The organism is Faecalibacterium butyricigenerans, from assembly GCF_020687345.1.
GTDB lineage: Bacteria > Bacillota > Clostridia > Oscillospirales > Ruminococcaceae > Faecalibacterium > Faecalibacterium butyricigenerans.
Genome location: NZ_JAJEQL010000049.1, coordinates 1 through 12,404, shown reverse-complemented (window position 1 = coordinate 12,404; position 12,404 = coordinate 1). Strand labels below are relative to the sequence as shown.

Genomic DNA, 12,404 nt, shown 5'->3' with positions numbered 1-12,404 from the left:
ACGATCAGGGTCGGAGAGTGATAATTGCCCACGTCATTCTGAAGAATGACCGCCGGGCGGTCACCGTGCTGTTCCGAACCGGTGCTCGCCCCGAAGTGGGTAAAGAAGATATCTCCGCGTTGGAATTTCCAGTTTTGCTGCAAAATTGTACCTCCATGTTGTTATGTGCAAAGCCCGCTGCCGGATGTTCCGCAGCGGGCTTCGTTCAAGGTATGGTGGTATGGTTGGGTCAGCGGTGCATGACTACATAATCGTAGCCGCGCCGCATCTGGCAGACGGTGCAGGTGTCCATGCTCCGGTCTGCGCTGGGTACAAGCGCGATCTTGAAAGTCTTTGCATCCACAAAGTGCCGCAGACAGGTACCGCAGAGGGTGCGGATGGACTTGACCATCTCAGGGGTCAGCTCCATCTCCTCTTAGATCTCCTGCTCGCGCACCGTGGGGTTCAACTCATCCATAAAAATGTCCTCCTATATGTATCAAGAGTGAATATTCGGGTAAAGATTAAATTGGGATACGTAAAAAACGGAAACTGCCGGATGCGCAAAAACGTACCCGGCAGTTCCCGGATCAATATGATTAAAGGTCTCGCATATTCGCCCTCGGCCCCCTGCGAGTGGGGCATAAACATCTGGCAGCGGACTTGTACCGCTTCATTGGCATTTCAGCCACCCCGTCTGCTTTGTGACCGGGCCGCGAATTACGGAAGTATCATTATCGGAGTACCAGATGACGGAACTATTCAGTTTTCAAGGTTCATGAGGTCGGACGTTTTTCCCTGCGGCGAGTGCCGCTTGGAAAATTGTCCCTTCACTTGGTAGGCATCGAGAAAGGCCAAATTGTTACCTGAAAAAGAAAATGGTTCAAAAGTTCTTCAAAAACATAGTCATTCGTTCGATTCGCTTATGAATCGTAATCCTTTTGGATTCCAAGGCCATTGCAATCTCGGACTCGGTGTACCCGGCATAGACATAGAGCGTAAGAATTTTGAGGTCGAGTTCCGATAAATTTTCGAGAGCAGCCAGCAGCCGCTCGTTCTCAATTTCGCCGATCCATGTGAAGCAGCTCATGGTTTCGCAGTAGTGATCCGTAACGGAAATAGCCTTCTGATACTTGTCCATCAAGGGCGAGTAGGATTCTTCGCTCTGTTCAAAGGACGGCGCTGCAATTTCCTGCGTATGGTTCTGGTAGGCGCGAGTAGCATTAAAAACAGAGCAGTCGTAATCGTACATTGCCTGAATCGCTTCCCGGCTCATGCCAGCATCCTCATACTGCTTACGGGTCACAGCCCACTGGCTATCAAAATTCTTCTTTTCCAAACCGTAGTTAAAGCCCATGTTAAACCTCAAAATTTTCGATAAGTCGTGAAAAGTCGAAAATTTGGAAGGCTACGGATATTTCGCTGCTTGGGGCATCCACGAAAAACGGACAAACATAAAGCCTGCTCCTTTTTACGGGAGCAGGCTACCTGAAGGCTAAAAAAATAGCCGGACAACAACCAACTGAGGGATCTTCAAAGAAAATCTCTCAATCAGCTGTTGCCCGGCTATTTGGAGCACGTTTCATACATTGCCTTGCGGCAATGGCCCGTTGCTCGGTGATGAACAGTCCATATTCAGGGTGCAATGCACCCGTATTTGTTAAAATGACTGGAAAATCACCGGCATCTAAAGGCCAGATCAACAAAGCTTGTAGAGGTGTTCATGCCGAAGGACGTCGTAATCGATTCCGCCCTTGCGGCAGACAGCTGCACCGGATGCCGGAATTTCACGATAGCGCATGAAGCGGCACACCATATTCTGGCTGACCAGTTTCCGAACGACTACGGAAAAGCAGTCAAGTGCCGTGGGCACATTGCCTATCGGGAACGAAACGGACAGCCCTCATGGGAAGAATGGCAGGCAAACACCCTTGCAGCAGAGCTGCTGATGCCAACATTTCTGATCAATGCCGAAATAGAACGTGTAGCGTTGACTCTGCCAAATGGGATTCTGTACAAATCAGTGTCTGACCCTAACTATGAAAAAATTCTGGAGATGGCTCAACGGATTGGGGTTTCTTGGTCTGCGATCAGGATCAGACTGCAGCAGATGCAGGTTATAAGAGGCAAACCCATCCACTGCCATCCATTGGACATCATGCGATTTGGAGAATGAATATGATTCAGTTAAAGAACCGTCCCTTTGCCGGTAAAGCACCGACTACTACACAGCAGGCAGAATTTAGCATAGGCTGGAGATTTTGCCCTGTTTGTGGAAATAAGTTATACCAGAAAATCGAGGGGTGTTCCGGTATACTACAAGTGAAGTGCAATAGATGCAAAGAAACCCTGAGACTTCCGTCCCCCAAGGTTACGGTAAAACCGCATTTCTGGAAAACAGTCAGTCCTAGGACACTGCCATCGCTGCATAACGGCAGCATTTTCACATTCAGCCCAAGAACAGAACTTGCGAGCCGTTCCGGGTCAATGGGTTCTGGGGCATCCTTGCTAATTCCGAAAAAGTTATAGTACTGCTCGATATACCTGCCCGCTATGTGCGAAAGGTCTGTGCGGGATAAGTATTTTGCCATTACGAAGCACAGCTTTCCGGCACGGAACAGTAGGCTTCCACGAACCACTTGCCCTGTTCAAGCCAAAGATTCCGCTTCTGACCGCAAATCAGGCAGGTGAAGCAGTGACCTTTTCCGCCTAGGCGTGATGTCCCGTGTTTGACTGCCAAGACACGATCAATTCCATAAGTGTGAGCCTTGTCATAGTTTATGGCAAGAGGGCGGATCTTGCCATCAGGAGTAAAACGAACGTCCACTTCGACGTATCTTTTCTCACGGCGAAGGGTGTAATCACCACACATCAGAACCCCTCCTTTTACAGGTTTGTCAGAACACAGTGTGCATTACTTGCGAATCATATCGATCGTATATCTCACGAGCCAGCTTTGAAAACTTCATATATTGCTCATAGTGCGGCTCCACGATCACAAGATCCTGGCACTTCTGCTTTGCCTGCCAGATTGCCTCTCCCGTGGAAACGCCAAACGCCTTTGCTGCATAGTTCTTCGCAAGTACGATACCATGCCGTTCCTCCACAGAACCACACACTGCCACCGGCTTGTTCTTCAGTTCCGGGTTCAGCATACACTCAACAGAGGCATAGAAATTGTTCATATCACAGTGAAGAATCACTCTCTGCATCCCGTATTCCTCCTCTCCGTTTGTGAAAACATGAACAACTTTTCACGAACGCATTGACACACAGCATTTCTTGTGATACTATAATTACACGAATTGTATTTCATGCTTTCATCGTCATTATAGCAAGCACGGTTTTTCATGTCAATAGATTTTTAAGAAAAAGCGTTCGTGTTTGTCATCAAAAAAGAAAGAGGTATTCCTATGGTCTTCAAAGAAAGGTTGAAAGAAAAAAGAACAGAAGCCAATTTAACTCAGGTAGAACTTGCAGAGAAGGCCGGTGTAACCGCCCGCACAATTCAGAATTATGAACTTGGCAGCCGCAAGCCATCCAATATGGTTACGATGCAGAAGATTGCGGATGCGCTGAATACTACTACTGAGTACCTGCTGGGCAGCAGCGGCACCTATGTCGTAGAAGCTCACGAAAAAGGCGGCGCAAAAGCAGCGAAAGATATTGAAGAGCTGGTCAGTGAAGTGACCGGTATGTTCGCTGGCGGCGAATTAAGCGAAGATGCCATCGAAGGAGCTTATAAAGCTCTGACCGATGCCTACTGGATTGCCAAAGAGAACAATAAAAAATACGCCCCGAAAACGAGGCGTAAAAAATCCGATCAGTGATATTTATCGTACACACTTTTCGCTATACTGTAAACTGGAGGTGGTATGATGAATGCGGAACAGCTTTCACGGGTCGGTGAGAAACTGGTAAAACGTTGCGGTTCCAGAGACCCTTTTGAAATTGCAAGGCAGCTTGGTATCAATGTCATGCTTTGCGAAAATTTTGGTTCCCTGAAGGGAATGTACCGGGTGATTAAGCGAAATCGCTTTATTTTCCTGAATAACAGTCTGGATGAAAATATGCTGCGCATTGTGTGCGCACATGAATTAGGGCATGACCAGCTTCACCGGAATATGGCGAAAACCACCCCGATTCATGAGTTCATGCTCTACGATATGAAATCCAAACCAGAATATGAAGCCAACATCGTAGCAGCAGAAATCCTGATGGACAGCGATGAAGTCCTTCGCTACATCTATGAGTATGGATACACAGCTGAGCAGATCGCCAGTGCGATGTCCACCGACATCAATCTGGTTGCGCTGAAGGTGGCGCACCTGGCCACACTTGGATATAATCTGCACGCGCTGGAACATAAAAGCAACTTTTTGAAATAATGTACCTTCGAGGAGCCTGGACTGGCTCCTCTCTTTTTTGTTGCAAATTGTGCAGATGACGTCTGCACAATTATCAGCCTAACATCTGCATATGATAGAGATTCACTTTTTCCTCGAACGGCAGTCCCGGATCAATGCCGACTTCTTCCCACATCACACCGAACGGTGCGCCGCCATCTGTGTATCCAGCGATAAAGGCAAAACGATCATCGCAGTCCTCATACAGTTCTGCCAGACGTTCCCTCTCTTTCGCTTCCCGCTCCATTCTCCGCTGCCGAAGCCGCTGCTCTTCAGCCTGTTTTATCTGGTCGAGCTGTTCCTGTGTATAATTGACCCCCAGCTCCTGCAAATCTTTAGCGGCAGTCACAGCATCCACATGAAAGCGTTCCCGGTAATGCTTGTTCATCTTTTTCGGTGAACCGGTATAGGTGAGCAGCCACTGCTTGCCTTTTCGGAGGCGTGCTTCCTTTCGCTCAGCCTTCGTCAATTTCTTTTTCTTTGCCATTTGCGGAATCTCCCGGATTTTTTCCTGATGACTTTAAGTTGCGCTTTTTCGGTGCTGTCAGCTCATAGCTCAAAGAAAGCAGATCTTTGATAGTATCATCCAGTTCCGGCTTGCCAAGCTGAATACTGAGCCATTTTTCCTTGTTCATGTGATAGGCCAGAAAATAGCCTTTCTGCCCGCGAAGAGAGCCAATCAGTAGCAGATCGCTTTTCACATTAAGGACATCAACGATGCCTGCCTCCGGCAGTCCCAACTTATCAGCTGATACTTCCAGAACTACACCATACCATTTATTATTGTCGTTGTGCCGCAACACAGCATTCCAGTCATGCCTGGGATATTCCGGCTCTGTGCCGTACTGCTGGTGTATCCATGTAAATAATTCTTGTCGCGTCATTCCACATTGCAAGTGAAGTCAATCTATGTTGTACTTCCCACTGCATCCTCCATTTCCACAGAATTCGCAGCCATAAAAGCACGGTACGACGAGCAACAGGCAAAACATAATGCACATGAGTATATGTACCCTGTGCGAAAAATCATCTGTAAGGGCTGCGGAAAAACGTTTTATACAATTGTCAAATCGAAAAAATATTGTGACTACTACACGTGCGGAAAACTTGGCAACTGGAAACGCCAGCGACAGAAGCGGCTTGCACAGCGCACCGGCCTTGTTTGCAGGTGTTGTGGCAAAACATTTACGCCTAAACGCAAAGATGCTGTCTATTGTAGTAATGCCTGCCGTCAGAAATCCTACCGCCAGAGCGTTACGGATAAATCATGCGATCAAAAAAGACACATGGTAGAGCCGTAACGAAATTTCAAAACGATTCTGCTTAGCAGCAAACGGACATTCTGTCCATTTACCACAACCGTAACGATAGCACCACGACTGCCGATGTTATCATTTTGGAGACATCGTATCTTGAAGCTGCCAAGCCTGAGCTTGAAAAATACGATGTTTTGACAAAGCAAATCAAGGCTGCTATCAAAACGCGGAAAGAGTTACAGGCCGAGAAAAAGGCAACGCCAATTCTTAATGTTTTGAAGCATCGTGAGCTGACCAGCCGCATCGAGGATTTGACGGAACAGCTCGAAGATTTGCGCTCGGAGCGGGCAATAATCCTCATGTATCTTGACTGTGAAGAAAGTAGGGATACCGCCGAAGTCAAGAAAAGGTGTACTGCCGCAGAGACGATGCTTGAAAAGCTCGAAGTCAGCGAGGCAAAGTATTCTTATGCGCTGGATGATGCAAAAAACGCTTTTGCCGACTTACAGGAACAGGCAAAAGATTTGGACGCAGGAGAGTTATATGAAGCAAGGCTGGCTATTCGCAACGAGAAAGAATAGAACGCTGTTCAGCAACTGCAAAAGGCGTATGGAGAACAGTTTACTCCTGCTACAATGCTTCATGGCAGGCGTGATGTTGAAAAAGTTCTCAATGAAAGAGCCGAACCGCCGCAGTCTGTTCAGGAAGAAAAACGCAATCGTCAAGCAATGGCTGAAGATCCGCCGAGGCAAATACCCAAACGCAATGAAATAGAGTTATGAACCACAAACAGGCCGAGTATACGTTGATTTCGTTCTCGGCCGGCTTTCTTTTATATTTGATGTTTACAAGTGCAAACATCGCAAACAGACAAAAGATTTTGAATCCCCCAAGACTATAGCATAGCGAAAAGAACATACAAAAAATTGAAGCATATTAATAACAATTCTTACAACATTGATAAAACAATTTGATGCGGAAAAGTTAAAGTTTTCTGAAATTTGTATTTGCTGCAACACAGCAAGTTATTAAAACGCACAAAACCCCCGCTCCACAAAAAACGAGACGGTATTCAAGTGCTTGAGTGCCGACTACATTAATAATAAGTCCAAGATTTGATTGCAACAGCTTCGGTAAAACAATGTCAACAAGCGGGCCTACGACAACGTATGACAAAGGAACAAAACACCTTGCAATCATGGAACGCGATGCAAACACACGCCCCTGAAGAATCCGTGGTGTTTCCTGCATCCACAATGTGCCGGCAACCGTATTCAAAATTGGCGTAACAAATGAAAAGGAAAATCTTCCGATTGCAACAATGCAAGTAATATGTGTGAACCCCATAAGTTGCAAAGCTATGCCAGCAACCAAGCCACCAATAACGATCGTTTTATAAGTAAAATGTATTTTCTTTGAAAATGTAACAACCAAACTTCCGCATAAAATCCCGAATCCACCACAAGCCTTAATAATGCCTAGGTCAAATGTATTCCCAAGTGTCAAGCCGAAAGGCTCTATTAATGAGGTTGCGAGATTAAACGTAAAGTTTAAAATAGTAAAGTAAATCAAAAGTACACGTAAACTTCCTTGAGAAAAAATAAATTTGAATCCAAGCAAAATTTCTCTTTTTGTATTTCGTTTCTTCTGATTTTCGTTGTCCATTGAAAACTTGCTTGAATCTATCGTAACAAGAATTACTAAAGAAACAAGATAGCTTATTAAATCAATTATTATAATCCCATTTAGTCCAATTAATGGATAGAGCATTCCGGCAACAATCGGGGAAGCAATACTATCCAATGAATCAATAATCTGACTCATGCCGTTAGCAGTTTTTACTTCATCAGGAGAAACCAAAGTTGTAATTGATGCTTGATATGCATTATTATCAAAGAAATTTGCACAAGAATCAAGAAAGGTAAAAACACAAAGAACAAAATAATTGAATTCATAATAACTGACGCAAATATAGATAAACACACTTATCAAAGCGGCAATGGAGTCGGCGCAAATAATGATAGCCTTACGATTGTATTTGTCACATAAATAACCACTGAAAGGTGCTAAAAATATCGCTGGTAATATAGAGAAAAGGAGAATCAAAACCATTGGGGTCGCTTTTCCTGTGACCGTGTAAACCCAGACACTTACCCCAAATGACGTTAATCCTGTCCCCAAAATGGAAATCAATCTTGCAAACCAAACTTTCCTATAAGACGAATTGATATTCATAACTATTATGCCCTTCCGCCATCAAATGGGATGTGCTTCATCACAATCTCAAATATAAAATCACAAATATCATATCATGCTATCAACAATCTGTCCATTGGCATTTAATACACTTGTCATTTGACGACCTTGTGCATATTGTACAAGGTTTTGCGGGAGCCGTGATTGATATTTGCATTGAGCAGCAGTTGCATACAAGGTCTCTATGTTCGCGCATCGAATTTTTCAAATTTCCAATTGTTATCGACTCAGGGACTGTTAATTTTAGTTATATGTTGTATTATGTAACCTTTGCAAATCAAATTATCTGTACCTTTTCATTAGTATTGAAATCTCCCTTAGTAAAATTTGCAAGATTGTTGTCAGTCTATCTATAGCAGTCCGATCAAATAAAGTTACAACTTGACAAAAGGTGTAAGATTGAGTCAAAGAGGCGATTCAAATGTTGCACAATGAAGCAAGAAAACTTCTGATTCAGGCATTGGAAAAAACACACAATGCAAGAGAAGTCGCTGAAAACTTCTCTGTCAATCGAGGCACGGTACAACTCTCCTTTCAGGGCAGTTTCGCTTCTTCGCAAAAATAACAGGCGCGTTGTTGACACGGGTAACGGTTGTGCCGACCCAACCAATCAAAGCAGTCCTTTCAGTTCGGCGTATTCCTTTGCCCAATTATCTTTGCCGGGGTCAAAAGCGTCTGCCAGACCGCCCCAGCCCACATACTGGGAAAGCACCTGCTGCTCCTCGGCGGTAGCACCCCGATGCTCCTGTTCCAACTGGAACAGGGTACGGATGGCTTCGATGTTCCGGGCGAATTTCTGTTTGGGGCCTCCGACACCCAAATCATCATCCGTGATGTGGAAGTTCCCGGCAAGTTCAAGTGTGGATCGTTCCGGTTCAACTGCATCCAGAGTAGGTGATTTTGAGCCAATCGTCTGGATCACAATATCATAAGGCATACGGTTTTCTTCAGCAGGGTATATGGCAACCGTTTTTACAGTATCATCTGGCTGCGTAGTAACCTGTTCATTCTGCCGCAAGCCATCCTCGAATTGTCGTTTGTTGATAACTTCGTTATCCCACGACTGCCCCTGTGCGCTGGTGTCGATGCGAACGTCCGTTTCACCCACATAGCCGATTTTCCCTTCGATAGTTCGGGTAGGAAGGTCTACCACAACATCGTCCCCGACCTTATAATCAACGGCCTTTTCGGGAGCAGCGTCAAGGGCTTCGTCCTGCTGTTCGTACAATTCCCGGACAACAGATAGCGGTTCTTCCCGAAAAATTGGCATTCGCAGGTCGGCCAGTGCCATATCCTGCAAGGAAACCTTGCCCTTATCAAAATCCACTCCGTCAATCCGAAATTTCCGGCCATCCATATTGATGATGGAGCCGATGGGCAGATAGTCCTCTTTGTGCAGATGTTTAGTCTGGTGATGAGTCCCATCTTCGTTCAATCCGGCAAGGTAAACATCATTGCCCGCAGACCACAATTCTTTTGACTTTCTTGCCCATAAGCTAGGTGGAAAGCCTGTGACCTGAGCTTCGCCCAGTGCTGTTTCTCTCGTAAACAAAGCACTGTTGAGAACTTTTGCGACCTTGGCAGCATCTTCTCCATAGAACATAAAATTGCCGCCAGCTTCAAATCCAACCAGAGTATCCGGGTGCTGCGCCTTTAATGCAGTGTATTCGGCTGCACTGGCGGCGTTCAGTTCAAGGGGAAAGTCGATGGATCTTCTTTCTTTGTCCGACAGGTAGCGGTCAGACTGAATCATCAGGTCAATATATTTTTCGACCCGATCCCAGCGGAGAAGCACTTTCTGATGGTCGGGATAATGCTCAAACGTCAGACCCTTGCTGTCATGGTCAAGCCAACCACTGCTTCCGTCCAGATAAGTGTGTGAAGAACCGCCGGGGCCGTATGGTGCGTATTCTTTGGCGAGAGCTTTTGCCCGGAGCTTTCGGTCAGGCTGCAACTGATAAATTTTCCATATCCGAAGTTTGCTGCCTTCAACATTGGAGCCTCTCCGCAGCGCATTTTCAATCTCCGCCTGCGACAAAACAAAAGCGGAGGGCGATTTTTCGCTCTCCGCTTGGTCGATTTTTTCAATTTGCTGGACTTCGGTGGGGATGTGGGCATCAAAGAAACTTAGCTGTAAATCAGCTCGTTCATCACCAGTTCCTCGGCCTGTGCTTTCAGGCTGTTCATGTGCTGCACCCACTCCATCTGATGCCGCTCTTTGTTCGGAGCCGGGTTCTGCTTCAGCAGTTCCTGCATGGTCTGCTGCATCCGGCTCTCTGCGGTCTGTTCCACTTCCAACAGGTGCGGATGCAGAGTCCCCGACAGGAGCATCGAATTGTACAGCACCGGGCGATGCTTCATCAGGTAAGTCCGGCGCAGTCTGCCGTATTTGCCCAGTGCTTTCTCCTGCTGGGGCAGGGTCAGGTTCGGGAGCTGGTAGTCCCCGACGGTCGAGTAGGTCACGTTCCTGCTGTTCATATTCATACTGGCTCCTTTCTACATTGCGGCGGCGGATTGTCGTCTTTACGGTTCTTTCGATGTTGCGCAGCACATCCCGGCTGCACTCGCTGACTGCGGTGCCCAACGCATACACGGCGGCAGGAGTGGAAAAGGAGAAGATGGCCTGAAAATCGTCCCGGTCAAAATGTCCTTCCGGCTCAAAACCGCATCGTTCAAGGACAGCATAGGTGATGCTGATTGCAGCGGCACTTTTGAACTGGAACTCCTGTCCGGCTTCATCATAATCCATCAGGAACGAGCCGTCAACGATGTCGAGAATGTCACCGCTGTTGTTATCCCAATAGGAATCCACCAGCTTGCCGCAAATGTCCGCGATCTGCTGGGTGATTCGTTCATGCCGGACACCGTATTCTCTGGCAAGCATTTCTGACACAGGCTGAACCAGATCAGGGCCGAGCTGCCACACCTCAGGGTCACGAGAATTGCGGCGCACCCCGGTATCGCTCACATCAAAGACATAGTGCAGACGTGGGACACTGCTGGACTGGTCTAACAGGGCGATGCCCTTGGAGCCATGCCTGACGTAGCGGTTCATGCGGTTGTTCCAGAGGTCGAAACTGGCACAGGCGGTAGCATCAGGACGCTGGGCGTAGATCATGAGCTGGTCTGCATAGCTGTATTTATACAACCGGGATGCAGTGGTCAGATAGTCCGTCCAGTTTTCCCAATACCGGGTCAGTTCCTTTGCCGTTTGCTGGGCGAGATTAAGATATTCTTGCGTTTTATTTGGCATTGCGTTCCTCCCTTCATGTTTCGTGGAAAACAAAAAAGCGAGCGGCCTTTTCAGGTCACTCGCTTATGGAATTAAAACTGGTTTTAGTACAGCATGAATCGAAGCGTTCTATCAAGACCTCACTTTTGAGGGTTTCAAAAACTAGAACCGCAAAGTTTCGATTTCAAAGCAAGAACGTTCTGACGAATCTGCTCTATGACTGCTTTGAATTCATCATCGCTTTTTCCGGTAGGGTCATCCAGACCCCAATTCTCATCAAAAGGTCTGCCAATGAACGGGCAGCTGACATTGCAGCCCATGGAAATAGCGATATCCGGCTTTGGAATTGCAGAAATCAGCTTGGAATACTGTGTCTTTTCCATGTCGATGCCATATAGTTCTTTCATCAGGCGCACAGCATCCTGATTGATCTGCGGTTTGGTTTCGGTTCCAGCCGAGTAGCTTTCAAACACATCTGCGGCCAGTACCTTGCCAAAGGCTTCGGCAATCTGACTGCGGCAGGAATTATGGACACAGATAAAGGCGATTTTGGGGTTTGACATATAGGTGTTCCTTCCCCACAAATTGGAATTTGACTAATCCTACATGTGCATCATATTACACTCATGTAATTATCCTCTACATAAACAGCTTTTCCATCAGCAAGCTTAATCTCATCTTTGCCGTTCGGTAATACTGTTGTTTCAGAACCATTCCAATGGGGGATAATAGGATTGTCAATAATATGTAATCCATCTGTTAAATTTCCCGCCGCATACATACTTCCTGCACTGATTCCGACATATATAAGTCCGTTTTTAATTGCATTATTAAGTATTCTATCAAAACCAGTTCTAGACATTTCACGACAAAGCACAGATACATCACCACCACTGACAAAAACAGCATCAAATTGGTTTAATTCTTCAAAAGTTAATAGCCTTGTAAGCATAAACGGGGTTGTAACATACGAAGAATAGGTTCTTTGATAGTCTTTTGAAAGAATTAATTCCAGATTGTACACTAATATATTTTCGTACTGAATTCCCATTAGAAAGAGTTCATGAAAACATATTGCAAGCGACTCTCTTGCACCATCTGTTTCAATGCCAGCTGTTGGAATATAAAGCACTTTCACATCCTTCGGACACTTTCCAATAATATCAAAGAATTTCTCTTTCATCTTATCGGTCAACCCTGACCTCGTAATGCTCCGGGTCGGGCGTTTTGCCTCGACGATTCAACTCCCGCATAGAAGCAAATCTTTCATCGAAG

15 protein-coding genes and 1 pseudogene are annotated in these 12,404 nt (G+C 46.1%); 5 read left to right on the top strand and 11 right to left on the bottom strand.

Features of this window, described 5'->3' with window-relative positions:
- The 3 genes from LKD23_RS12210 to LKD23_RS12200 all read right to left on the bottom strand — a co-directional run.
- The coding region (locus tag LKD23_RS12210) for a type II toxin-antitoxin system PemK/MazF family toxin (protein WP_227621843.1) at positions 1-143 on the bottom strand (143 nt) is incomplete at its 3' end.
- An 86-nt stretch (positions 144-229) separates the two neighbouring features.
- Complete coding sequence (locus LKD23_RS12205) at positions 230-409, bottom strand: hypothetical protein (RefSeq protein ID WP_227621872.1); 180 nt, start codon at positions 407-409, stop codon at positions 230-232.
- 453 nt (positions 410-862) lie between these two features.
- Complete coding sequence (locus tag LKD23_RS12200; RefSeq protein WP_227621871.1) at positions 863-1,336, bottom strand: RNA polymerase sigma factor; 474 nt, start codon at positions 1,334-1,336, stop codon at positions 863-865.
- A 366-nt stretch (positions 1,337-1,702) separates the two neighbouring features.
- On the opposite strand from LKD23_RS12200, the gene LKD23_RS12195 reads away from it, so the two are divergent.
- A complete protein-coding gene (locus tag LKD23_RS12195) occupies positions 1,703-2,155 on the top strand; it encodes an ImmA/IrrE family metallo-endopeptidase (protein ID WP_227621870.1) in 453 nt (150 codons plus the stop codon).
- Between the two features lie 414 nt (positions 2,156-2,569).
- Here the strand turns inward: LKD23_RS12195 and LKD23_RS12190 are convergent, their stop codons facing one another.
- Entirely contained in the window at positions 2,570-2,851 is a 282-nt protein-coding gene (locus LKD23_RS12190; RefSeq protein ID WP_015565736.1) for a hypothetical protein, read from the bottom strand.
- A 43-nt stretch (positions 2,852-2,894) separates the two neighbouring features.
- A pseudogene (locus tag LKD23_RS12185) lies at positions 2,895-3,191 on the bottom strand (DNA polymerase Y family protein); the annotation flags it as partial.
- A 201-nt stretch (positions 3,192-3,392) separates the two neighbouring features.
- On the opposite strand from LKD23_RS12185, the gene LKD23_RS12180 reads away from it, so the two are divergent.
- Together LKD23_RS12180 and LKD23_RS12175 are read left to right on the top strand one after the other, a co-directional pair.
- Positions 3,393-3,809: a helix-turn-helix domain-containing protein gene (locus tag LKD23_RS12180; RefSeq protein WP_015565734.1), complete on the top strand. Its 417-nt coding sequence runs from the start codon at positions 3,393-3,395 to the stop codon at positions 3,807-3,809.
- 45 nt (positions 3,810-3,854) lie between these two features.
- Positions 3,855-4,367, top strand: a complete 513-nt coding sequence (locus tag LKD23_RS12175) for an ImmA/IrrE family metallo-endopeptidase (RefSeq protein WP_008396542.1) — start codon at positions 3,855-3,857, stop codon at positions 4,365-4,367.
- Between the two features lie 73 nt (positions 4,368-4,440).
- On the opposite strand, the gene LKD23_RS12170 is transcribed toward LKD23_RS12175, so the two are convergent.
- On the bottom strand, positions 4,441-4,872 hold the full coding sequence (locus LKD23_RS12170) for a hypothetical protein (RefSeq protein ID WP_015565732.1): 432 nt from the start codon (positions 4,870-4,872) through the stop codon (positions 4,441-4,443).
- Complete coding sequence (locus LKD23_RS12165) at positions 4,841-5,269, bottom strand: MmcQ/YjbR family DNA-binding protein (protein ID WP_227621869.1); 429 nt, start codon at positions 5,267-5,269, stop codon at positions 4,841-4,843. The genes LKD23_RS12170 and LKD23_RS12165 overlap by 32 nt, the downstream gene beginning before the upstream one ends.
- 512 nt (positions 5,270-5,781) lie before the next feature.
- Here LKD23_RS12165 and LKD23_RS12160 point away from each other — a divergent pair.
- Complete coding sequence (locus LKD23_RS12160) at positions 5,782-6,222, top strand: hypothetical protein (RefSeq protein ID WP_097791180.1); 441 nt, start codon at positions 5,782-5,784, stop codon at positions 6,220-6,222.
- Between the two features lie 403 nt (positions 6,223-6,625).
- On the opposite strand, the gene LKD23_RS12155 is transcribed toward LKD23_RS12160, so the two are convergent.
- The gene (locus LKD23_RS12155; protein ID WP_097791177.1) at positions 6,626-7,876 is read right to left on the bottom strand and encodes an MFS transporter; all 1,251 of its coding nucleotides are present in this window, start codon (positions 7,874-7,876) and stop codon (positions 6,626-6,628) included.
- Between the two features lie 442 nt (positions 7,877-8,318).
- Between LKD23_RS12155 and LKD23_RS12150 the strand changes: the two genes are divergently transcribed.
- A complete protein-coding gene (locus LKD23_RS12150; protein WP_227621868.1) occupies positions 8,319-8,462 on the top strand; it encodes a hypothetical protein in 144 nt (47 codons plus the stop codon).
- Between the two features lie 45 nt (positions 8,463-8,507).
- Here LKD23_RS12150 and LKD23_RS13055 read toward each other — a convergent pair whose 3' ends face one another.
- From LKD23_RS13055 to LKD23_RS12125, 3 genes are all read right to left on the bottom strand, one after another.
- Positions 8,508-11,150, bottom strand: a complete 2,643-nt coding sequence (locus LKD23_RS13055) for a MutS N-terminal domain-containing protein (RefSeq protein ID WP_431834201.1) — start codon at positions 11,148-11,150, stop codon at positions 8,508-8,510.
- Positions 11,151-11,284: 134 nt separating this feature from the next.
- Complete coding sequence (locus LKD23_RS12130; RefSeq protein ID WP_227621866.1) at positions 11,285-11,692, bottom strand: arsenate reductase ArsC; 408 nt, start codon at positions 11,690-11,692, stop codon at positions 11,285-11,287.
- Between the two features lie 50 nt (positions 11,693-11,742).
- Entirely contained in the window at positions 11,743-12,312 is a 570-nt protein-coding gene (locus LKD23_RS12125; protein WP_227621865.1) for a Type 1 glutamine amidotransferase-like domain-containing protein, read from the bottom strand.
- Positions 12,313-12,404: the final 92 nt, after the last annotated feature.

What these genes read in the sequence shown, in the direction of transcription:
- LKD23_RS12205 (WP_227621872.1), bottom strand. Translation starts at nt 409, where the DNA reads ATGGAGCTGACCCCTGAGATGGTCAAGTCCATCCGCACCCTCTGCGGT.
- LKD23_RS12200 (WP_227621871.1), bottom strand. Translation starts at nt 1,336, where the DNA reads ATGGGCTTTAACTACGGTTTGGAAAAGAAGAATTTTGATAGCCAGTGG.
- LKD23_RS12195 (WP_227621870.1), top strand. Translation starts at nt 1,703, where the DNA reads ATGCCGAAGGACGTCGTAATCGATTCCGCCCTTGCGGCAGACAGCTGC.
- LKD23_RS12190 (WP_015565736.1), bottom strand. Translation starts at nt 2,851, where the DNA reads ATGTGTGGTGATTACACCCTTCGCCGTGAGAAAAGATACGTCGAAGTG.
- LKD23_RS12180 (WP_015565734.1), top strand. Translation starts at nt 3,393, where the DNA reads ATGGTCTTCAAAGAAAGGTTGAAAGAAAAAAGAACAGAAGCCAATTTA.
- LKD23_RS12175 (WP_008396542.1), top strand. Translation starts at nt 3,855, where the DNA reads ATGATGAATGCGGAACAGCTTTCACGGGTCGGTGAGAAACTGGTAAAA.
- LKD23_RS12170 (WP_015565732.1), bottom strand. Translation starts at nt 4,872, where the DNA reads ATGGCAAAGAAAAAGAAATTGACGAAGGCTGAGCGAAAGGAAGCACGC.
- LKD23_RS12165 (WP_227621869.1), bottom strand. Translation starts at nt 5,269, where the DNA reads ATGACGCGACAAGAATTATTTACATGGATACACCAGCAGTACGGCACA.
- LKD23_RS12155 (WP_097791177.1), bottom strand. Translation starts at nt 7,876, where the DNA reads ATGAATATCAATTCGTCTTATAGGAAAGTTTGGTTTGCAAGATTGATT.
- LKD23_RS12150 (WP_227621868.1), top strand. Translation starts at nt 8,319, where the DNA reads ATGTTGCACAATGAAGCAAGAAAACTTCTGATTCAGGCATTGGAAAAA.
- LKD23_RS13055 (WP_431834201.1), bottom strand. Translation starts at nt 11,150, where the DNA reads ATGCCAAATAAAACGCAAGAATATCTTAATCTCGCCCAGCAAACGGCA.
- LKD23_RS12130 (WP_227621866.1), bottom strand. Translation starts at nt 11,692, where the DNA reads ATGTCAAACCCCAAAATCGCCTTTATCTGTGTCCATAATTCCTGCCGC.
- LKD23_RS12125 (WP_227621865.1), bottom strand. Translation starts at nt 12,312, where the DNA reads ATGAAAGAGAAATTCTTTGATATTATTGGAAAGTGTCCGAAGGATGTG.